18 protein-coding genes are annotated in these 18,736 nt (G+C 63.4%); 15 read left to right on the forward strand and 3 right to left on the reverse strand.

The window, feature by feature from the left end:
• From G5S42_RS20530 to G5S42_RS20585, 12 genes are all read left to right on the forward strand, one after another.
• Window positions 1-1,146, forward strand: a complete 1,146-nt coding sequence (locus G5S42_RS20530; RefSeq protein WP_176108469.1) for an acyl-CoA dehydrogenase family protein — start codon at window positions 1-3, stop codon at window positions 1,144-1,146.
• A complete protein-coding gene (locus G5S42_RS20535; RefSeq protein ID WP_176108470.1) occupies window positions 1,143-2,306 on the forward strand; it encodes a thiolase family protein in 1,164 nt (387 codons plus the stop codon). The genes G5S42_RS20530 and G5S42_RS20535 overlap by 4 nt, the downstream gene beginning before the upstream one ends.
• A 2-nt stretch (window positions 2,307-2,308) precedes the next feature.
• A complete protein-coding gene (locus tag G5S42_RS20540; RefSeq protein ID WP_176108471.1) occupies window positions 2,309-2,770 on the forward strand; it encodes a Zn-ribbon domain-containing OB-fold protein in 462 nt (153 codons plus the stop codon).
• A gap of 25 nt (window positions 2,771-2,795) precedes the next feature.
• A complete protein-coding gene (locus G5S42_RS20545; protein WP_176108472.1) occupies window positions 2,796-4,025 on the forward strand; it encodes a CaiB/BaiF CoA transferase family protein in 1,230 nt (409 codons plus the stop codon).
• A gap of 38 nt (window positions 4,026-4,063) precedes the next feature.
• Window positions 4,064-5,062 carry a DODA-type extradiol aromatic ring-opening family dioxygenase gene (locus tag G5S42_RS20550; RefSeq protein ID WP_176108473.1) on the forward strand — a complete coding sequence of 333 codons (999 nt, stop codon included), beginning with the start codon at window positions 4,064-4,066 and terminating at the stop codon, window positions 5,060-5,062.
• Window positions 5,063-5,137: 75 nt separating this feature from the next.
• Window positions 5,138-5,791 carry an RraA family protein gene (locus tag G5S42_RS20555; protein WP_176108474.1) on the forward strand — a complete coding sequence of 218 codons (654 nt, stop codon included), beginning with the start codon at window positions 5,138-5,140 and terminating at the stop codon, window positions 5,789-5,791.
• Window positions 5,792-5,834: 43 nt separating this feature from the next.
• Window positions 5,835-6,494: an RraA family protein gene (locus G5S42_RS20560; protein WP_176108475.1), complete on the forward strand. Its 660-nt coding sequence runs from the start codon at window positions 5,835-5,837 to the stop codon at window positions 6,492-6,494.
• Window positions 6,494-7,174, forward strand: coding sequence for a 4-carboxy-4-hydroxy-2-oxoadipate aldolase/oxaloacetate decarboxylase (locus G5S42_RS20565; RefSeq protein WP_176108476.1), 681 nt, complete (start codon window positions 6,494-6,496; stop codon window positions 7,172-7,174). Before G5S42_RS20560 ends, G5S42_RS20565 begins: the two co-directional genes overlap by 1 nt.
• A gap of 24 nt (window positions 7,175-7,198) precedes the next feature.
• Window positions 7,199-7,966, forward strand: coding sequence for an enoyl-CoA hydratase/isomerase family protein (locus tag G5S42_RS20570; protein ID WP_176108477.1), 768 nt, complete (start codon window positions 7,199-7,201; stop codon window positions 7,964-7,966).
• Between the two features lie 31 nt (window positions 7,967-7,997).
• Complete coding sequence (locus G5S42_RS20575) at window positions 7,998-8,453, forward strand: PaaI family thioesterase (protein WP_176108478.1); 456 nt, start codon at window positions 7,998-8,000, stop codon at window positions 8,451-8,453.
• A gap of 204 nt (window positions 8,454-8,657) precedes the next feature.
• Complete coding sequence (locus tag G5S42_RS20580) at window positions 8,658-9,407, forward strand: electron transfer flavoprotein subunit beta/FixA family protein (RefSeq protein ID WP_176108479.1); 750 nt, start codon at window positions 8,658-8,660, stop codon at window positions 9,405-9,407.
• Window positions 9,408-9,429: 22 nt separating this feature from the next.
• Window positions 9,430-10,386 carry an electron transfer flavoprotein subunit alpha/FixB family protein gene (locus tag G5S42_RS20585; protein WP_176110579.1) on the forward strand — a complete coding sequence of 319 codons (957 nt, stop codon included), beginning with the start codon at window positions 9,430-9,432 and terminating at the stop codon, window positions 10,384-10,386.
• Window positions 10,387-10,493: 107 nt separating this feature from the next.
• On the opposite strand, the gene G5S42_RS20590 is transcribed toward G5S42_RS20585, so the two are convergent.
• Together G5S42_RS20590 and G5S42_RS20595 are read right to left on the reverse strand one after the other, a co-directional pair.
• A complete protein-coding gene (locus tag G5S42_RS20590) occupies window positions 10,494-11,783 on the reverse strand; it encodes an aromatic ring-hydroxylating oxygenase subunit alpha (RefSeq protein WP_176108480.1) in 1,290 nt (429 codons plus the stop codon).
• A 39-nt stretch (window positions 11,784-11,822) separates the two neighbouring features.
• A complete protein-coding gene (locus tag G5S42_RS20595) occupies window positions 11,823-13,217 on the reverse strand; it encodes a spinster family MFS transporter (protein ID WP_176108481.1) in 1,395 nt (464 codons plus the stop codon).
• A 193-nt stretch (window positions 13,218-13,410) separates the two neighbouring features.
• Here G5S42_RS20595 and G5S42_RS20600 point away from each other — a divergent pair, with 193 nt between their 5' ends.
• The gene (locus G5S42_RS20600; protein ID WP_176108482.1) at window positions 13,411-14,163 is read left to right on the forward strand and encodes an IclR family transcriptional regulator; all 753 of its coding nucleotides are present in this window, start codon (window positions 13,411-13,413) and stop codon (window positions 14,161-14,163) included.
• A 115-nt stretch (window positions 14,164-14,278) separates the two neighbouring features.
• On the opposite strand, the gene G5S42_RS20605 is transcribed toward G5S42_RS20600, so the two are convergent.
• Complete coding sequence (locus tag G5S42_RS20605; protein WP_217710133.1) at window positions 14,279-14,746, reverse strand: hypothetical protein; 468 nt, start codon at window positions 14,744-14,746, stop codon at window positions 14,279-14,281.
• A 786-nt stretch (window positions 14,747-15,532) separates the two neighbouring features.
• Here G5S42_RS20605 and G5S42_RS20610 point away from each other — a divergent pair.
• Both G5S42_RS20610 and G5S42_RS20615 read left to right on the forward strand, forming a co-directional pair.
• Window positions 15,533-17,095, forward strand: a complete 1,563-nt coding sequence (locus G5S42_RS20610) for a multicopper oxidase domain-containing protein (protein ID WP_176108484.1) — start codon at window positions 15,533-15,535, stop codon at window positions 17,093-17,095.
• A gap of 73 nt (window positions 17,096-17,168) precedes the next feature.
• Window positions 17,169-18,731 (forward strand): multicopper oxidase domain-containing protein, encoded by a 1,563-nt coding sequence (locus G5S42_RS20615; protein ID WP_217710134.1) that lies wholly within the window; start codon window positions 17,169-17,171, stop codon window positions 18,729-18,731.
• Window positions 18,732-18,736 lie beyond the last annotated feature (5 nt).

Below are 18,736 nucleotides of genomic sequence, written 5' to 3' on the forward strand. Positions count from 1 at the left end.
ATGGATTTTTCTCTGACTGAAGATCACGTCACGCTGCAAGACGCCGTGCGCCGCTTCTGCGATGGCGAATATCCCGCGCATCTGCGTGGCAACGCCGAGGACCGCGAACTTGCCGCCAGGCGTCGCCATGGGCTGGCCGAGATGGGCGTGACCGGCCTCGTGATCGACGCCGATCACGGCGGCAGCGGTTGCGGTGCGGTGGAAACGATGCTGGTCGCGCAGCAGTTGGGCCGCGCGCTCGGCGGAGCGGGCTGGTTAGCGAGCGGGCTGCCGGCTGCCACGCTGATCGGCTCGGCCGGCAGCGACGAACAGAAGGTCACATGGCTCGAAGCCGTGGTAAGAGGCGAGGAGGTGCTGGCGTTCGCCGTTAGCGAGACCGAGTCGCGTTACGACGTCACGCGTCTGGCTGTGCCAGCAACCGAAACCGGCGACGGCTGGAAGATCAACGGCACGAAGACCATTGTATTTGACGCCGCCATCGCTGGTGCCTTCGTGGTGGCCGTGCGTACCTCGGGCCAGCGCGGCGACAGGCAAGGCCTGAGTCTGTTCCTCGTGGACGCGAAGGCGCCCGGCATCAGCCTGCGCAACTTCGAGACAATCGACGCACGTGAAGCCGCGCACGTCACGTTCGCCAATGTGTTGGTGACCAAGGCCGATCTGATCGGTTCGCCCGGTGCGGCCCACGACCTCATCGAAGCTGCCCTCGACCGCGCGAACGCCGCGCTGGTGGCGGAGTCGGTCGGCGTGCTCGAAGCACTGCTCGAACACACGTCCGAACACCTGAGCACACGCACACAGTTCGGCGCGCCACTCGCGAAGTTCCAGGCGCTTCAACACCGGGTGGCCGACATGCTGATCTCGCTCGAACAGAGCAAGTCGATGGCCTGCGCCGCCGCGATGGCCGTGGATGGGAACGATCCTGACCGGCGCCGCCGTTTCGTGTCGGCGGCGAAGGCCTATGTCGGCGACGCATGCCGAACAGCGGGCGAATGGGGCATCCAGCTGCACGGCGGCATGGGCATGACCGAAGAGTGCCGCGTCGGCCATTACGCTAAGCGCATGTTCGCGATCAACATGACCTATGGCGACGCGAGCTGGCATCTGCAGCGCTTCACTTCGCAGCGTCTTGCACAGGAGGAAGCATGAGCCTGAACGGAGCAGCTTATATCGTCGGGGCTTACGAGCACCCGACGCGCAAGGCCGACGAACTGTCGGTGCTGCGCCTGCACGCCGATGTGGCAAAGGGCGCACTCGACGACGCGGGCCTGACCAAGGACGACATTGACGGCTACTTCTGCGCCGGTGACGCGCCTGGCCTCGGCACCACGACAGTCGCCGAATACCTCGGCCTCAAGCTTCGCCACGTCGATTCGACCGAATGCGGCGGCTCCGCGCCGATCCTTCACGTCGCGCACGCGGCCGAAGCGATCAAGGCCGGCCGTTGCAACGTGGCGCTGATCACGCTAGCGGGCCGTCCGCGCGCAGCAGGCGCCGCGCTGTCGCTGAAGGCGCCGGACCCGGACGCGCCGGAAGTGCAGTTCGAGCTGCCGTTCGGGCCGGCTACGCAGAACCTGTACGGCATGGTCGCGAAGCGTCACATGTACGAATTCGGCACTACGAGCGAACAACTCGCATGGATCAAGGTGGCGGCCTCGCACCACGCGCAGCACAACCCGAACGCGATGCTGCGCAATGTCGTGACCGTCGAGGACGTCATCAATTCGCCGATGGTGTCCGATCCGCTGCATCGACTGGACTGCTGCGTGATGAGCGACGGCGGCGGTGCGTTGATCGTCGCGCGTCCGGAGATCGCAAAGAAGCTCAACCGTCCGCTCGTCAAGGTACGGGGCACGGGCGAGGCGCCCAAGCACGCGGCCGGCGGCAAGATCGACCTGAGCTGGTCGGCGACGAAGTGGTCGGGCGCGGCCGCGTTCGCCGAGGCTCGCCTCACGCCGGAGGACATTAAGTACGCGTCGCTGTACGACAGCTTCACGATCACAGTGCTCATGCAGCTCGAAGACCTCGGCTTTTGCAAGAAGGGGGACGGCGGCAAGTTCGTGATGGACGGCAACCTGATTTCGGGCGTCGGCAAGCTGCCGTTCAACACCGATGGCGGTGGTCTGTGCAACAACCATCCCGCGAACCGCGGTGGCGTCACGAAGGTGATCGAGGCCGTGCGCCAACTGCGCGGCGAGGCTCATCCGGCCGTGCAGGTCAAAGATTGCGATATCGCGCTCGCGAACGGTATCGGCGGCGCGCTGGCGTCGCGTCACACCGCGGGCACGCTGATCATGGAACGGGAGTAATCATGAGCACAACCCAATCGACCACCGGCACACCGGCTCAGGGCGCGGCGCCTGCTGCCAGACCCGCCGCGAAGCCCGCTGGCCCGCGCCGCATCCACGCGCCGCGCGTGCTACCCGAGGCCATGCCGTTCTGGGTCGCCGCGAAGGAAGGGCGCCTGCTTATCAAGCGCTGCAAGGACTGCGGTGAAACGCATTACTACCCGCGCGACATCTGCCCGCACTGCATGAGTTCGAACACCGAATGGTTCGATTCGAAGGGGCTGGGCGCGGTCTATTCGTTCAGCACGATGGGCAAGGACGAGGCGCGCTACACGCTCGCCTACGTGACGCTCGACGAAGGCGTGACGATGCTGACCAATCTGGTCGACTGCGATCCCGCGGCGCTCTCGGTTGGCCAGCGCGTGAAGCTCGTCTTCAAGCCGAGCGAAGGCGAATACCCCGTGCCAATGTTCACGCCGGCCTGAACGAAACCCAGAGAGGAGACAAGGCATGTCAGCCGATTTCAAGCAACAGCACGGCCGCCACGATCCGAAGAAAGGTCCGCTGTCGCGTTTCACGATCATCGACGCCTCGCGCGTACGCGCGGGCCCCACGGCCATGCGCGTGTTCGCGGACATGGGCGCGCGCGTGATCAAGCTGGAGATTCCGCCAGGCGCGCCGGGCGGCGACGACATGATCGGCGGGCGCGACCATAACCGCGCCGACTATGAGAATCTGCACCGCAACAAGGAAAGCCTGACGCTGAACATGAAGGACCCGGCCGGCCTCGGGATTCTTCGCGAGCTGGTCAAGCGTGCGGACGTCTTCATCGAGAACTTCCGCCCCGACGTCAAGGATCGCCTCGGCATCGGCTACGAAACGCTGCGCGCCATCAATCCGCGCCTCGTTTATGCAAGCATTTCGGGCTTCGGTCAGGATGGCCCCTATGCGAAGTGGCCCGGCTTCGACTCCATCGCACAGGGCATGGGCGGCTTGATGAGCCTCACCGGCAAGCCGGGCGAAGGCCCGATGCGCGTCGGCATCCCGATTGCAGACCTGTGCTCGGGGCACTTCTGCGCGCAGGCGATCATGACCGCGCTGCTCGAGCGCGAAGCTTCGGGCGAGGGCCAGTGGGTGCAGACCTCGCTGCTCGAAGCGCAGATCGCGATGCTCGACTTCCAGGCCGCGCAGTGGCTGGTGGACAAAAAGGTGCCGCAGCAGGTCGGCAACGAGCATCCGCTCACGGTGCCAACCGGCGTGTTCCCGACCAGCGATGGCTTCCTGAACCTGGCCGCGATCGGCAATGCGATGTTCGGGCGCCTGTGCGAGGCGCTCGGCTTGCAGCAGCTGGTCGGCCAGCCTGGCTACGAATCGGATCCTGCCCGCGTCGAGAACCGGGATGCGGTCAACAAGGCGGTCGGCGATGTGTTCCTCACGCGCACCACGCGGGAGTGGACCGAGCTGCTGATCAAGGTCGGCGTGCCGTGCGGCCCGATCTACAAGGTCAACGAAGTATTCGACGATCCGCAGGTCAAGCATCTGGGCGTCGCGTGGCCGGCCGATGTGCCGGGCAAGGGCGAAGTGTCGTTCGTCGGTACGCCGTTCCGTCTGTCGCGCTACCCGCGCGCGCAGACGCCGCGCCTCGCGCCAGAGCAGGGCGAGCATACGCAGGCGATCCTGAACGAGCTTGGCTACGACGATCAACAGATAGAGCAGTGGCGCTCGGCCTTCGTGGTCTGACGCACGCTCACAGCAGGTTTTGAAGAGAGGGAGACGAAATGGCACGACTGGTCGCCGGATTCGGTTCATCGCACAGCATCATGCTGGTTTGCCAGCGCGAAGACTGGCAGCATGGTTTCAAGCAGGTCGATCCGAAGAATCCGCATTACTTCGATCGCCTCGGCAACCCCACGACTTATGAAGCGCTGCTCAAGATCGCCCCGACGGATTCCGAGGCGATGGTGTCGGCCGAGAGGATGGGCGAGCGCTACGATCAGGCCGAAGCCGCCATGGACGAAGTGCGCGATCGTATCCGCGCGGCGAAACTCGACGTGCTGCTCGTGGTCGGCGACGACCAGACCGAACTGTTTCGCACGACCAACAACCCTACATTCGCGATCTACTATGGCGACACGATCCGCAACGCGAAGCGCGAGGTGAGCCCGAACGCGAACTGGTATGCGCGCGCTCGCACGATGCGCCAGGAGCCCGATGCCGACGTGCACTACCCCGTTAAGGCCGACATGGCGCGCTGGCTGATCCGCGAACTGTGCGACCGCGATTTCGACATCGCGGCGATGGACGGTCTCGAGCGCGACCAGTACGAGGGCCATGCGTTCTCATTCATTCACCGCCGCTATTTGCAGGGTCTCGACCTGCCAGTGATTCCGGTGATCATCAACACGTTCGATCCGCCTAACCAGCCCACGCCGCGCCGCTGCATCCAGCTCGGCCGGGCGCTGCGCGAGCTGATCGAGGCCTATCCGGAAGACCTGCGAGTGGGCGTGCTGGCTTCCGGTGGCCTGTCGCACTTCGTCGTGGACGAGGACCTCGACACCGGCATCATCGATGCAATCCGCCGCAAGGACAGTGAATGGCTGGCCGCGCTGGATCCGAAGAAGTTGCAGGCTGGCAGCTCGGAGATCCGTAACTGGATCATCGGCGTAGAGGCACTGAAGTCACTCGAGCTCGAATGGGTCCACTACGTGCCCGGTTACCGCACGGCGGCCCTGACCGGCACGGGCCTCGCTTTCGCGGCCTGGCATACGCTCGACTGAACCCGGCAGCCCGGTCCGTTCAGCACGGGGGCTCGGATGACACTTCAAGTTTCTTTCAGGAAAGTACAACACATCATGGCTGACCAAAACGTACAGCGCCTGCGCCGGCTCGATTGCTGCGCCGTCTCGGACGCGCTCGACAAACTCAAGCTGAGCGGCGTGGTGAGCGGTTTGCCGCAACGCGCCGGTGCGGGCCGCGTCGCGGGCCGCGCGATCACCGTCAAGCTTGGCACGGGCGAAGCGCCCCCGGGGCCGCCGGTGCACCTTGGTTGCACGGCTGTCGAACAGGCCGACGGCGAGAACGTGATCGTCATTGAGCAGAGTAGCGGCGTGGAAGCCGGTTGCTGGGGCGGTCTGCTGTCGCTGGCGGCGAAGGTGCGCGGCGTGGCCGGCGTGGTCGCGGACGGCCCGGTGCGCGACATCGACGAAGCCGTGGCCTATGAACTGCCCGTGTTCAGCCGCTCGACGACGGCTCGCACCGCGCGCGGCCGCGTGGTCGAGAAGGGCACGAATATTCCGGTGCAGATCGGTGACGTTCGCGTGGAAGCCGGCGACTACGTCGTGGCGGACAACAGCGCCGCGATTTTCATTCGCGCAGCCGACATCGAAGCCGTGTTGGAAGTTGCCGAAATGATCGTCAACAAGGAGGCCGCGATGGCCAAGGCGATTCTGGCCGGCACGCCGGTCGGGCGGGTGATGGGCGGCAACTACGAGCATATGCTCAAGTAAGCGGCATCTGGACAAACGCAGGAAATACGCAGGAATCCATACCATGACGACTCAGGACAAGAACGTCGAGCGCGCTGCAAAGCTCGACACGGCGACCCTTTCCGACGCACTCGACAAGCTCGGCATCGTGGGCCAGTGCTACAGGATCAGGCCCCGCAGCTCGGATTTTCGCACCACCGGCCGCGCCTACACGATCAAATACGGTCCGCCTTCGAACCCGCCGGGCACCGTGGGCGACTTCATCGACGACGTGCCGGTCGGCAGCATTGTCGTGCTCGACAACAGCGGCCGTGAAGACGCCACCGTGTGGGGCGACATCATGACCGAGATCGCGCACCGCCGCGGCATCGCCGGCACAGTGATCAACGGAGTGTGCCGCGACGTCGCGCTGTGCCTGAAGCTCGGCTACCCGGTGTTCAGCCGCGACCACTGGATGCGCACTGGCAAGGACCGCGTGCAGGTCGAAGCCGTGAACGTGCCGGTCAACATCGGTGAGGCGCGTGTCGCGCCGGGAGACCTGCTGCGCGGCGATGCCGACGGTGTGATCGTGATTCCGCGCGAGCATGAGGACGCTGTGCTCGAGGCCGCCGAAACGATTCACAACGCTGAAGAAGCGATCCGCGAGGCCTGCCGTGGCGGCATGCGTCTCGACGAGGCACGCAGGCAGTTCAAGTACCACCAGTTGCAGACCAAGGGGAAGTAATGAGCGCCACGAACAACGTCAAGGAACACGATTCGTCGACGACGATTCGCACCGATTTCGAGCGCGTCGACGCGAAGGTCGTCGAAGCCGCGCGCAACGTGCCGGCAGCCGCATTGCACGAGGCCGGCGGCAAGATCGGCGTGCTGCCGACTTCGATCAAGCCGGTCGCGCCGGGCTTCCGGATCTGCGGCACGGCATTCACCGTGCATTCGCCGGGCGGTGACAACCTTTGGCTGCACCGTGCCATCCTCGCGGCCAAGCCGGGCGACGTACTCGTCGTCTACGCGAACGGTGCGTACGATCATGGCTATTGGGGCGAGGTCATGACCACGGCGGCCAAGGTGCGTGGTCTTGTGGGCCTCGTCATCGACGGCTGCGTGCGCGATGCCGACCTGCTGGAACAGATCGGCTTCCCGGTGTTCTCACGCGGTCTGTCGATTCGCGGCACGGGCAAGGACTATGGCGCGATCGGCTGGCTCAATGCGCCGGTGCTGCTCGGCAACACGACGATCGAGCCCGGCGACCTGATCGTCGGCGACCGCGACGGCGTGGTTGCGGTACCGCGGGCTCGTGCGTCCGAAGTGGTCGCGAAAGCCGCGCAGCGCGAAATCGATGAAGCGGCAATCTGCAAGCGCATCGAGGCCGGAGAGACCACGATGCAGATCTACGGCTTTCACTGAATCGAACATACAGGAGAGGTGGCAATGAGCGAGATGGCACCGGGCCAGGCGCCGGAATTGGTGGTCAATGGCCGCGAGGCCGTCATCACGCTGCGCCGTCCACAGGTCGCGAACCGCCTTGAGTTCTCCGATCTCGAGACGATTCGCGGCTACCTGCGCGAAGTGAATGCGATGGAGCAAGTGCTCGTTCTGCATCTGCGCGCCGAGGGCAGGCATTTCTGCTCGGGCTTCAATATCCGCTGCGTCGGCGCCGGCAATATCGGCGAAGCCTTCGAGGCCCTCGCGGGAGAACTGGAAACCGCGCGGCCGGTGACGATCGCTGCTGTGAACGGCGGCGTCTATGGCGGCGCGACGGATCTCGCTCTGGCCTGCGATTTTCGCTATGGCGTCACGCATTCGCAGATGTTCGTGCCGGCCGCGAAGCTCGGTCTGCTGTTCTATCAGGGCGGACTGCACCGCTATGTTTCGCGTCTTGGCGTGAACGTGGCCAAGCGTCTGCTGCTCACGGGCGCGAGCTTCGATGCCGGGCAGATGCGCGATTGCGGCTTCCTCGACGAGGTGGTCGAACCCGCGCGTCTGGAAGAGGTGACCGGTGCATTGGGCGCGCAACTGGGTGGCATGGCGCCGCTCGCGCTGCTCGGCATGAAGAAGCATCTGACGCGCATCGCGGCGGGTCGCTTCGATGCTGTCGGTTACGCGCAGGATCTGGCTCGCGCCGATGCGTCCGACGATCTGCGCGAGGGTGCGCTGGCCTGGCAGGAAAAGCGCGCGCCCGCATTCAAGGGGCGCTGAGAGCCGCTGAACGCATTTTTATCGAGGGCGCATGTTGCGCCCGATCTTTTTCGGGGTTCATCTGGCAATGATTGCGGCGATCCATCCGTACATACGCAAGATCATGGAAGGCGAACTCGCGGCACCGCCGATCAGCACCACGCTCGGCAACAGGATTGTCCTGGTCGATATCGAGGCGGGCCGCATCGAATGCGAATACCAGGGCTTGCCTGCATTCGCGAATCCTGCCGGGCAGGTTCAGGGCGGAATGCTCGCGGCGATGCTCGACGACGTCACTGCGTTGCTGTGCATGGCCTCGCTCCGCGAGGACAAGCATTGCGCGACGCTGAGCCTGAATGTGTCTTTCTTGCGCCCGGGCAAGGCTGGCCTGATTACCGGCCGCGCGAGCCTCGTGCGTCAGGGTTCGCGCGTCGTCAATGTCGAGGGCGAACTCTGGCAGGACGACAAGCTGCTCGCGACGGCAACGGCGGTCAATCTGGTCGCCTGATTTCAGCGCTGCTCGGCTGAGACGTCTGAACCGGTCGCATCGTAGCGCCATTGTGGTTGGGGGAGTGTGCCCGTTACGGTGGTTGCAGATGTTTCTACCCGCGTTCTAGAGGCCGTCATCGTGATGACTGAGCCTGATGGCCTGAGATCTGGCGCCAGCATTCGGGCAACTTCGGTTGTTCATTTGATTGTCAAAGGAAAATGAATGAAGGTTTTGGTGTCGGTGAAACGCGTCGTCGATTACAACGTGAAGGTCCGTGTGAAGTCGGATAACACGAGTGTCGACATCGCCAACGTGAAAATGTCGATGAATCCGTTCGACGAAATCGCGGTTGAAGAAGCCGTGCGTCTGAAGGAAGCGGGTGTCGCGACCGAAGTGATCGCCGTGTCGGCCGGTGTGACGCAGTCGCAGGAAACGCTGCGCACCGCGCTCGCGATCGGCGCGGATCGCGCGATCCTGATCGAATCGAACGAAGACCTGCAGCCGCTGGCCGTCGCAAAGCTGCTGAAGGCGCTGGTCGACAAGGAACAGCCTTCGCTCGTCATTCTGGGCAAGCAGGCGATCGACGACGACTCCAACCAGACCGGCCAGATGCTCGCCGCGCTGGCGAACCTGCCGCAGGCGACGTTCGCGTCGAAAGTGGTCGTGGCGGATGGCAAGGCGACGGTATCGCGTGAAGTGGATGGCGGCGCGGAAACGCTGTCGCTGACGCTGCCGGCCGTGGTCACGACCGATCTGCGCCTGAACGAGCCGCGCTACGTGACGCTGCCGAACATCATGAAGGCCAAGAAAAAGCCGCTGGAAACGGTGAAGCCCGAAGACCTCGGCGTCGATGTCACGCCGCGTCTGAAGACGCTGAAGGTCGCCGAGCCTCCGAAGCGCTCCGCCGGTGTGAAAGTGCCGGACGTGAAGACGCTGGTCGAGAAGCTGAAGACCGAAGCCAAGGTGCTGTGAGGAGACGCAAGAAATGACGAATCTGGTTAACCTGGTAGTAGCAGAACACGACGGTGCGTCGATCAAGGCCGCGACGCTGAATACGATCGCAGCGGCACAGAAGATCGGCGGTGATATTCACGTGCTGGTCGCGGGTCACAATGCGCAAGCCGCGGCGGATGCGGCAGCGAAGATCGCGGGCGTGAGCAGGGTGCTGCTCGCCGACGCGCCGCAACTCGAAGCGGGTCTCGCGGAAAACGTCGAAGCGACGGTGCTGACGCTTGTGCAAGATGCGGCCAGGAACTACACGCACATCCTCGCGCCGGCTACCGCGTACGGCAAGAATATCGCGCCGCGTATCGCCGCAAAGCTCGACGTCGCGCAGATCAGCGACATCACCGCGGTGGATAGCGCCGACACGTTCGAGCGTCCTATTTATGCGGGCAACGCGATCGCAACGGTTCAGTCTCAAGACCCGATCAAGGTCATCACGGTGCGCTCGACCGGTTTCGACGCCGTCGCAGCCGAAGGCGGCAGCGCAGCGGTCGAAAAGATCGAAGCCGCAGCCGACGCAGGCATCTCGCAATTCGTGAGCCGCGAAGTGACGAAGCTCGATCGTCCGGAACTGACGAGCGCGAAGATCATCGTGTCCGGTGGCCGGGGTGTGGGCAATGGCGAGAACTACACGAAGGTGCTCGAGCCGCTGGCCGACAAGCTCGGCGCGGCGCTGGGCGCATCGCGCGCAGCCGTCGACGCGGGCTTCGTGCCGAACGACTATCAGGTCGGCCAGACCGGCAAGATCGTCGCGCCGCAACTGTACGTCGCGGTCGGCATCTCGGGCGCGATCCAGCACCTCGCGGGCATGAAGGACTCGAAGGTCATCGTCGCGATCAACAAGGACGAAGAAGCGCCGATCTTCAGCGTGGCCGACTACGGCCTCGTCGGCGATCTGTTCACCATCGTGCCGGAACTTATAAGCGATCTCGAGACACTGGCGTGATAGCACACGTTGCGACGAACCTCTCGATCAAAGTGGCGTTCGTTGAACACTGAGTTGCGTTTCAATATGCCTCGCGACTTCCGGCATACCGGGAGCCGCGACCGACCTCAAACAGCCACAGCCGCGCTGCCAACGTCCTTCATGGTCACGCCGGTGGCAGCTTCGCACGCCACGCGAACCGCCTGGGGCTGCCCCGGATGGAACAGGAAATGATGCAGTAGCTTGCTCCACTTGGGATGACGCTCATACTCGCTGCGAGGCAGGCTGTTCGTGAAGAAATCCCGCCAGTCGCCGCAGGGCAGCGGAATGCCCTGAGGTCCGGCAGACTCCCGCAGGACGCCCTTCGGGTCACGCCCCTGCGCAACGGCTTCCATGTCCCGGAAGTACTGACGGCGAATCATCACAATGCCGGCGTCGCTGGCAGCCAGGTTTTCACGGGTACGGTCTGCTATACGCCCCTGTCCGCACCACGCGATGATGTCCTGGTTGATCACATGCGAGCTGATCCATTTGCCGCTCTGCGGATCCGTGACCGGCGCATGCCAGGTTGGAATGCTCTGCTGGACATAGGGCTCGGACTCGCGGGGCACGCGAACGTACGACCACGTCACATTGAGCGTGTTTTCGTCGTCGATGGGCACCCGCCACTCGAAATGGTCCCCGAGAAAAAAGCCATTGGGCCAGAGACACACACGACCAGCCGTCCAGAGCGGATGCGACTCGTCGGTATCCTCGGTCACGCGCCGGTAGATGAAGCCGTGCTCGAACTCGTCGAATGCCATCTTGAGATGCGCCGGCGCATAGTCGCGCTCGCCGCGCTGCCGGCGTCCCCAGTTGGCGTGCATCCACTCGAAATGAAGCGGATCGATCGAATTTTCCTGGGTTTGCAGCCAATTGCAGGGCACGCTTGCGAACGCAACCTGCACGAAGCCGTTGCGCCAGTGGAACGGTTCCCAATCCGGCAACTGAGGAGCCGGTTTAGGACCGAGATAGGCCCACAGCAGGCCAGCGCACGCACGGACCTCGTAGGCCTTGAGCTTGATCCGCTCACGCATGGTGCCTTGCGGTGCCACCAGATCCTGGTAAGGCTGCGCCACGCACTGCCCGCCATAGTTGTATTGCCAGCCGTGATAGTTGCAGCGCAGGCCATGGTCTTCGACAAAGCCGTAGGCCAGGTCTGCGCCGCGATGCGCGCAGTAGCGCTCCATCAGGCCGTAGTGTCCGCTCAGGTCCTTGTAAAGCACCAGATCTTCGCCAAGCAGGCGCACCGGCTTGATCGTCTCTCGCTCGAGTTCGTCGATGCCGGCGATCGGATGCCAGTGTCGCCGCATTAGCTCGCCCATCGGCGTGCCCAGGCCAACCTGAGTCAGTTGGCGATTCTGTTCTTCGGTAAGCATGATGATCGTGTTCGTAGTTGGGGGTCGATGAGGTCAGCGTCAATGCCGTTTGTCGACGTGGCGCACGGCGAGGAAGTAGTGGAACGCAGCCCACACGAGGACAATGCTCATCGAGAGCATCGCGTAGCGCAGACCGGCCGACGAAGCGTCTGCACAAGCATGCGCGAGCGGCGAGTCTGCCACCGCCCCAATCGCACCATGAGCGCCATGCGGGGACCGGCAGACTTTCGGGTAGTCGCCGGCCGTGAACAGATGGGCGGCGATGCGGTCGCTAAGGAAACCAATGAACGTCGGACCGCCGCCTTGGCCGATGAAGTTCATCATCAGGAACACGAAGGCCGAGGTCGTGGCGCGCATGCGTGGCGCAACGAGGCCGTGAATCGCCGCGAAAGTCGGTCCGTTCCAGGAGCTCAACAGGATCGTGGCGAGAAACAGCAACGCCGCCGCGAGATGCCAGTCGGACTGCATGAACGCGAGGGATACCGGCACGAAGCCAAGCAGCGTGCCCCAAGCCGGTACCCAGGCATACCAGCGCTTGTCGCTTGAGCCGGCCCTGTCGGCAATCCATCCGCCGAGCGTCGTGCCGATCGCGCCACCGACACCGATCGTGAGACCAAACATCATTCCGGCCTGCGCGGCATTGAGGCCGAATTCGCGTGTTAGATACGCCGGAATGAACAGATTGATGCCGTACTGGGCGAACGCGCCGATCACTGTGCCCAGCAGGAGTTGCACGAACAACGGACTGCGCAAGAGGATGGCCGCGATAGCGCCCAGCGAGGCATTGCGCTGCGCATCAGCGGCGGTGATCCGGTCCATGGCGCCGCGTTCGGGCTCGCGCAAGCTCAGGAAAGCAATGACGGCCAGGATGAGCCCCGGTGCGCCGACGACCCAGAAAGCCGGCCGCCAGCCGAAATGTTGTGCAATCATTCCGCCTCCGATCGCGCCCCCGATCGCACCAAGCGGAGGACCGAGCGCATAGATCGCGAGGGCAGTGGCGCGGCGTCCCTCGGGGAACTCGTCCGAGATCAGCGAATGAGCGGTGGGCGTGCTGCCAGCCTCGCCGATACCGACGCCAAGCCGGTACAGAAGCAACTGCGCGAAATTGCCCGCGGTGCCGCACAGCACGGTCATCACCGACCATGCCGCAATCGACAGGGATATCAGCGTGACCCGGCTCATCCGGTCGGCGAGCCGGGCCATCGGGATGCCCAGCGTCGCGTAGAACAGCGAGAATGCGAGGCCGCCGAGCACCCCGATCTGCAGGTCGCTCAGGTTCATGTCGACCTTCATCGACTGCCCCACGACGGCGATGAAAATACGATCGATGAAGCTCGATGCGTAGATCAGGCTGAGCAGCAACAAGAGCCATGCACGATACCGCGAGCTTCTCTTGACCTCAACCGCGGACAGTACGTTTCCGACGTTTTCCATAAAACTCTGCCTCCTCCTGGCCTTGATGGATCGCGGCAACCGCGCGACCCTGACCTTTTCTGGATGTCTGCGCACCAATGACATGGCTGGTCCGGTGCATTGCACTCGCCGATCGCAGCGAGCTGGCATGCAGCTTAGTCCGCCTATAATCCGTGGAACACAACAATCACATATGTGATTCAAAATCATCGTTATGGACTCCATTCCTAAGGTCAAATCAGCCCACCGGGTTCTCGAAGTGCTCGAATATTTCGCGGAAACGCGAAGCCCCGCGACGATCAAGGAGATTTCGCAATCGCTTGGCTATCCGCAATCGAGTACCTCGGTCCTAATGAATAGCCTGACGGAAGCGGGCTATTTCGATCACGAAGCGCGGACCGGGCTGTATGTGCCCAACCTGCGGATTGCGCTCGCAACGGCCTGGATTCAGGAGGAGATGTACAGCGCGCAAAGCCTGTTGCGCCTGATGAGGAGCGTGCTCGATCGCTGCGGTCACACGGTCATGATCGGCGCGCAGCACGGAATCCATGTGCGTTATCTGCACGTGCTGCAAGCAACCCGCGCCGGCAGCTTCACGAGTTCGAGCGGTGCGCTGCGTCCCCTGTTTCACAGCGCCGCCGGCAAGATGTTGCTGACCACGAGAACAGATAGGGAGGTCGCGAACCTGCTACGCAAGGTCAACGCGCTCGAGCGCAATCCCGACTTGCACCTTGCACTGGAGGACGTACGCAAAAGCATCGCGCAGACGCTCCGCGACGGCTTTGCTCTTTCCACGGGCGTGTCCATGCCCGGAGCCGCTGCACTGGCAATGCTTCTGCCCATGAAGCGCGGCTACGACGCGATGACACTGAGTTTGGGCGGCCCAATCGATGAAATCAAACGCGATCGCACCATGCTGCTTGACATGATGAACGAACTCGTCGACCCGTTTCGCATGCGCTCGTAATCGCGTCGGCTCTCGGGCAAATTTCAGCAGCGCGCAAAAAGTTGGCGCTGTCTGCCGGTGGGGGCAAGCTAGCGCCGACCGTCGAGCGGTCATTAACGACAGCGTCCGGCGCCGGCTATTGCCCGCACACCGGGCTAACGGTCACGGTGTCCGAAATCGGCGTCATAGTGGGCGGAGCATAGTAGATATAGGCACTGGCGACGCAGGCCGGCTGCCCGTCGGTCGTAACGGAACAGGTGTTCCGGATGCTATTGCCGTACGCGTCGGTGGCCGTGAATGCCGGATCCGGAACCATGTTGTCATAAGGCAGCACTTTGTAGTTCTGGCGCATGTCCCACACGATGGTGTGCCAGGACTGATAGGTTTGGGCGTGGTAGCCGCCGCCGCGCCCCGATGCGCCGCAGCGGGTCCACGCGTAGACCTCGCCGCGGATATACCCGTTCGCGTCGAATCCCGTGACATAGCTGGTCACATTTACACCGCCGCACGAGACCCCGAGCAGCGTCGGGTAGGCCTCTGGCAACGGCAGGGTGACCTGAGCCTGCACAGCGGCACTCGCCAGCAGTCCCAGCAAACCGATCATCTTCACGTCGTTTCTCCCGGCTGGTTGAAGTGTCGTGGCAGGTGGGTCGAACTGACGGATAGAGCACATCAGGACTTGTGCCCGAGAGGCTGACGGTGCTTTGCGGAAGGCCAACAGGCAATAGGCAATACGCAATTCGAGAGCCGGTTAAAGCATGTTTGCCACCTGTTCTGTCCTTGTTATAGGTGAATTCAGGTAGTGCAACCGGCAACCTGGCGCCTTGCGCCTAGGACCGGCGCCTGAAAACTGGCGTTGCTCGCCGTTCTAACGCAGGCGCCGGACATCGATACACGCGTATTGCGAACAGCAAGGAGCTCGCTGCCGTCGCTTCGGGTGACATCGCGAAACGCTGTGTCGTTTCCGTGACCCCGCAACCCGCATCGCAACCCCATCGAAGTTCTTCTACAGATATCTTGTACGGGAAGTGATTTCGCACTGGCGGCGCTTGAACCTTCAAATCTAGCGGGCAACGCGGTCAAGGATCAACCTCATCGCATCCCGGGTGTGTGATCCAACACGAAGATATCCACTGGGCATCGCGAGCGCCGCTTCGCCTTGTGCGGTCGCAGCTCATGGCGGGTATACGAGCCCCGCTTGCAGCAGACCTTCCCGCCCCCCGCTGGGTTCGCCCCTACCGCAAGTGTAGGGAGTTGACCCATCCCAGACGCCTGCACGCGTCTGCAGAATCAATCTACGGGTTCAGGTCGTCGGTACCCGGTGAGTGCCCCACCGTAGAGCATGACCTCCAGCGCGGTTCGCGCTGGCTGCCCCCTGGACGGAGGTCATATGTTCAGTATTCCAATCTGTCGGAACGGCTTTGCAGCGCTGCTGTTATTGCTATTCTCGTTGCCGTCATTTGCTCAGTCGTTCCGCGTGCAATGTCCACCGACAACGACGCTTCATCCGACCGCGCTGCCGGCTGGTGCGGGCGAACCGGCCTACGTCGGCCCGTCCGTGACCGGACCGAACTCGACCCCGACGAAGAACGTCAACGGCGCGATCAAGTGCCAGCAGATTTCGGGCGGCGATGGTTACGCGACGATGGGCGACGGCACGCAAACCTACATGTTCTCGTTCGGCCCGTTATCCGGTCTCGCCGATATTCGCAACGGACTGCCCGGCACCGAGTTCCCCTCGGTGTTCAATGTCCAGGGCGATGCGAAAACCAATCCGAACTACAACGGCGCGGTCGGCATCGCGCCCGACCCGGATTCGGTGCCGGCCGGTCAGATGACGGGTCACGTCGACCCGCGGCCGATCATGGACATCGGCGTGATGAACGGCAACATTCCCGCGCCGATGATGGCCATCGACGAGGACGACGAGTTCTTCCTGACGCTCACCAACGTCGGGATGATCATGCGCCCGGACCTGTTCGAGCAGCACACGGTGCACTTCCACGGCTATCCGAACGCGTCCGCGTTCTTCGACGGCGTGCCGGATGCGTCGGTGGCGATCAACATCGGTGCGAGCTTCACGTACTACTACCTCGCACCGGATGCCGGCACCTACTTCTGGCACTGCCACATCACGCCGCCGGAGCATCTGCAGATGGGGATGGTCGGGCAGATCTACGTGCGGCCGAGGCAGAACCGCGTCACGACGGGGACGCTCTACGCCTCGCTGCAGCAGCAACAACTCGATCCGCGCACCGCATGCGGCAGCGACATTCTGTGCTCGACGCCGCTGCCGCCGCAAAACAGCGTGATGCACGTGAAGAACAAGAGCGGCACGCCGACGCTTTACGCCTACAACGACGGCGACGGTTCGACTGCGTACGACGTCGAGTATCCAGTCCAGATTCACGGTTTCGATCCGAACTTCCACTTCATCGGCATGACGTTCAATCCGGAGCCGTTCGTCGATATGAAGGACAAGCACTTCATGTTGAACGGCCGCAGCTATCCGGACACGGTCACGCCAGGACCGATGCAGACGCCGGTCGCGGATGGATCGAAGCACTATTCGCAACCGCTGCCCGCGCTGATCAACATTCCGGCCGGCGGCCGCGCGCTGCTCAGAATCTCCGACCTCGACGTCACGGAGTTTCAGACGCTCGCTTCGCTCGGCATTCCAATGCACGTGATTGGCATGAATGCACGGCTGCTTCGTGACCTGGCCGGCAACGACATGACCTACAACACGAACTCGGTCACCCTGGGCGGCGGCGAGTCGATCGACGTGATTCTCGACGCGAGCGATACGACCAAATACGCGCCGGGCTCGGTCTATTACCTGTACACGCCGAACCTCGATCACCTGTCCAACGACGCCGAGAACTTCGGCGGGTTGATGACCGAGGTCCACATCTGCCACTCGGTGGACCCGACCACGAAGTCCTGCTCCTAGGAGAACAACCGTGGGTAACTTCATCAACGCAAGGTGGATCGCCCTGCGTGCGGACCCCGCATGCATCGCGCGTTTGACACGCTTCGCGCGATTCGGCGCCGCGTTGCTGGCGGCACTGTTCTGCCTGCATGCGCAGGCTGCCGCGCCGGGTATCACCGGAACGACGTTCGATCTGAGCGCCGAGGCGAACCGTGTCAGCCAGCCGGACGGCGCGAGCATTTACGCGTGGGGTTACGGGTGCCGGACGGCGCCCGCGGGATTTTCGCCAGCGGGCATTGCGGGCGCGAACTGTCCCAGCATGCAGGTTCCGGGGCCGACACTGATCGTCAAACAGGGCGACGTCGTGACGGTCAAGCTCACCAACAATCTGCCGGCCGCCGCGGGCAATACCTCGATCCTGTTTCCGGGCTTCCAGGTATGCGCGGCGGTGCTGAACCCGGACGGCACCTGTCCGGCGACGCAGACCGGCGTGCCAGGCGTGTTGACACGCGAGGCGACCCACGGCAACACGGTCACCTATAGCTTCGTGGCGGCGACGCCGGGAACGCACAGCTACTACAGCGGCACGCAGGGCGATCTGCAGATCGAAATGGGCTTGTCCGGCGCGCTGATCGTCTTGCCGACTTCCGCGCCCGGGGCCCTCGCGGTGCCGACGGGCTGCCGCGCCGTATCCTCGACGCTGCCCGACGGCCAGCCCGATTACCGGAATGCTGCGGCGGCCTATAACCATAGCGCGACCTGCTACGACCGCGAGTATCTGTTCCAGTTTGCCGAAATGGATCCGCGCATCCACTCGCAGGCGGAACAGCAAGCGGCCAAAGCGTGCACCCAGTCCACCGGTTGCATGACCGTCGAAACCGAGCCCTATCACCCGGCCTATTTCCTGATCAACGGGCGCTCCATGCCTGATGACATGGACCCGAACTACGCGCCGCAATATCCGAATCAGCCGTACAACGGCAATCCGCACATGCATCCCGGCGAACTGGTGCTGCTGCGGGTGATCGGCACGGGGCGCTGGCAGCATCCGTTCCACGAACACGGCAATCACGTGCGCGTGCTGGCGCGCGACGGCAACCTGCTGCTCAGCAAGACGGATGCGACCAAGCTCGCCGGTCCCTTGCTGTTCACGACCACGACCACGCCAGGACTCGCGATGGACGGCATTTTCTACTGGACCGGCAAGGGCCTGAATTGGGACGTGTACGGGCACAAGCCGGGCGACGGCAGCGTCTGTATTCCTGATGCGAACGGCTACTACACCGCTGACCCGAAAGCGCCGAATTACTACGAGTGGTGCGCCGATCACAACAAGGCGCTGGAAGCTCATCCATTTGGCAACGTAGGCAGCGGCGGTCCGGTCACCTTGCCGGATGCGCGTGTGCTGACCAACGGCGCCTGGTTCGGTGGCAGTCCCTACCTCGGGCCCGACGCCACCGTTCGTGCGACCGCTTACAACGGGACGACGCCGCCCAGCGGCACGGTCGTGAATCCACCGTCCGCCGAAGCCGGCTTCGCCTACATGTGGCACTCACACAATGAACGCGAGATCACCACGAACAACATCTTCCCAGGCGGAATGATGATGATGATGCTCGTGGATCCACAAGCTTTCACGATCAACGAAGGAAATTAGAGGCG

It is taken from the genome of Paraburkholderia youngii (assembly GCF_013366925.1).
GTDB lineage: Bacteria > Pseudomonadota > Gammaproteobacteria > Burkholderiales > Burkholderiaceae > Paraburkholderia > Paraburkholderia youngii.

What these genes read in the sequence shown, in the direction of transcription:
- G5S42_RS20540 (WP_176108471.1), top strand. Translation starts at nt 2,309, where the DNA reads ATGAGCACAACCCAATCGACCACCGGCACACCGGCTCAGGGCGCGGCG.
- G5S42_RS20550 (WP_176108473.1), top strand. Translation starts at nt 4,064, where the DNA reads ATGGCACGACTGGTCGCCGGATTCGGTTCATCGCACAGCATCATGCTG.
- G5S42_RS20610 (WP_176108484.1), top strand. Translation starts at nt 15,533, where the DNA reads ATGTTCAGTATTCCAATCTGTCGGAACGGCTTTGCAGCGCTGCTGTTA.
- G5S42_RS20595 (WP_176108481.1), bottom strand. Translation starts at nt 13,217, where the DNA reads ATGGAAAACGTCGGAAACGTACTGTCCGCGGTTGAGGTCAAGAGAAGC.
- G5S42_RS20545 (WP_176108472.1), top strand. Translation starts at nt 2,796, where the DNA reads ATGTCAGCCGATTTCAAGCAACAGCACGGCCGCCACGATCCGAAGAAA.
- G5S42_RS20560 (WP_176108475.1), top strand. Translation starts at nt 5,835, where the DNA reads ATGACGACTCAGGACAAGAACGTCGAGCGCGCTGCAAAGCTCGACACG.
- G5S42_RS20565 (WP_176108476.1), top strand. Translation starts at nt 6,494, where the DNA reads ATGAGCGCCACGAACAACGTCAAGGAACACGATTCGTCGACGACGATT.
- G5S42_RS20570 (WP_176108477.1), top strand. Translation starts at nt 7,199, where the DNA reads ATGAGCGAGATGGCACCGGGCCAGGCGCCGGAATTGGTGGTCAATGGC.
- G5S42_RS20605 (WP_217710133.1), bottom strand. Translation starts at nt 14,746, where the DNA reads ATGATCGGTTTGCTGGGACTGCTGGCGAGTGCCGCTGTGCAGGCTCAG.
- G5S42_RS20600 (WP_176108482.1), top strand. Translation starts at nt 13,411, where the DNA reads ATGGACTCCATTCCTAAGGTCAAATCAGCCCACCGGGTTCTCGAAGTG.
- G5S42_RS20555 (WP_176108474.1), top strand. Translation starts at nt 5,138, where the DNA reads ATGGCTGACCAAAACGTACAGCGCCTGCGCCGGCTCGATTGCTGCGCC.
- G5S42_RS20530 (WP_176108469.1), top strand. Translation starts at nt 1, where the DNA reads ATGGATTTTTCTCTGACTGAAGATCACGTCACGCTGCAAGACGCCGTG.
- G5S42_RS20590 (WP_176108480.1), bottom strand. Translation starts at nt 11,783, where the DNA reads ATGCTTACCGAAGAACAGAATCGCCAACTGACTCAGGTTGGCCTGGGC.
- G5S42_RS20575 (WP_176108478.1), top strand. Translation starts at nt 7,998, where the DNA reads ATGTTGCGCCCGATCTTTTTCGGGGTTCATCTGGCAATGATTGCGGCG.
- G5S42_RS20535 (WP_176108470.1), top strand. Translation starts at nt 1,143, where the DNA reads ATGAGCCTGAACGGAGCAGCTTATATCGTCGGGGCTTACGAGCACCCG.
- G5S42_RS20580 (WP_176108479.1), top strand. Translation starts at nt 8,658, where the DNA reads ATGAAGGTTTTGGTGTCGGTGAAACGCGTCGTCGATTACAACGTGAAG.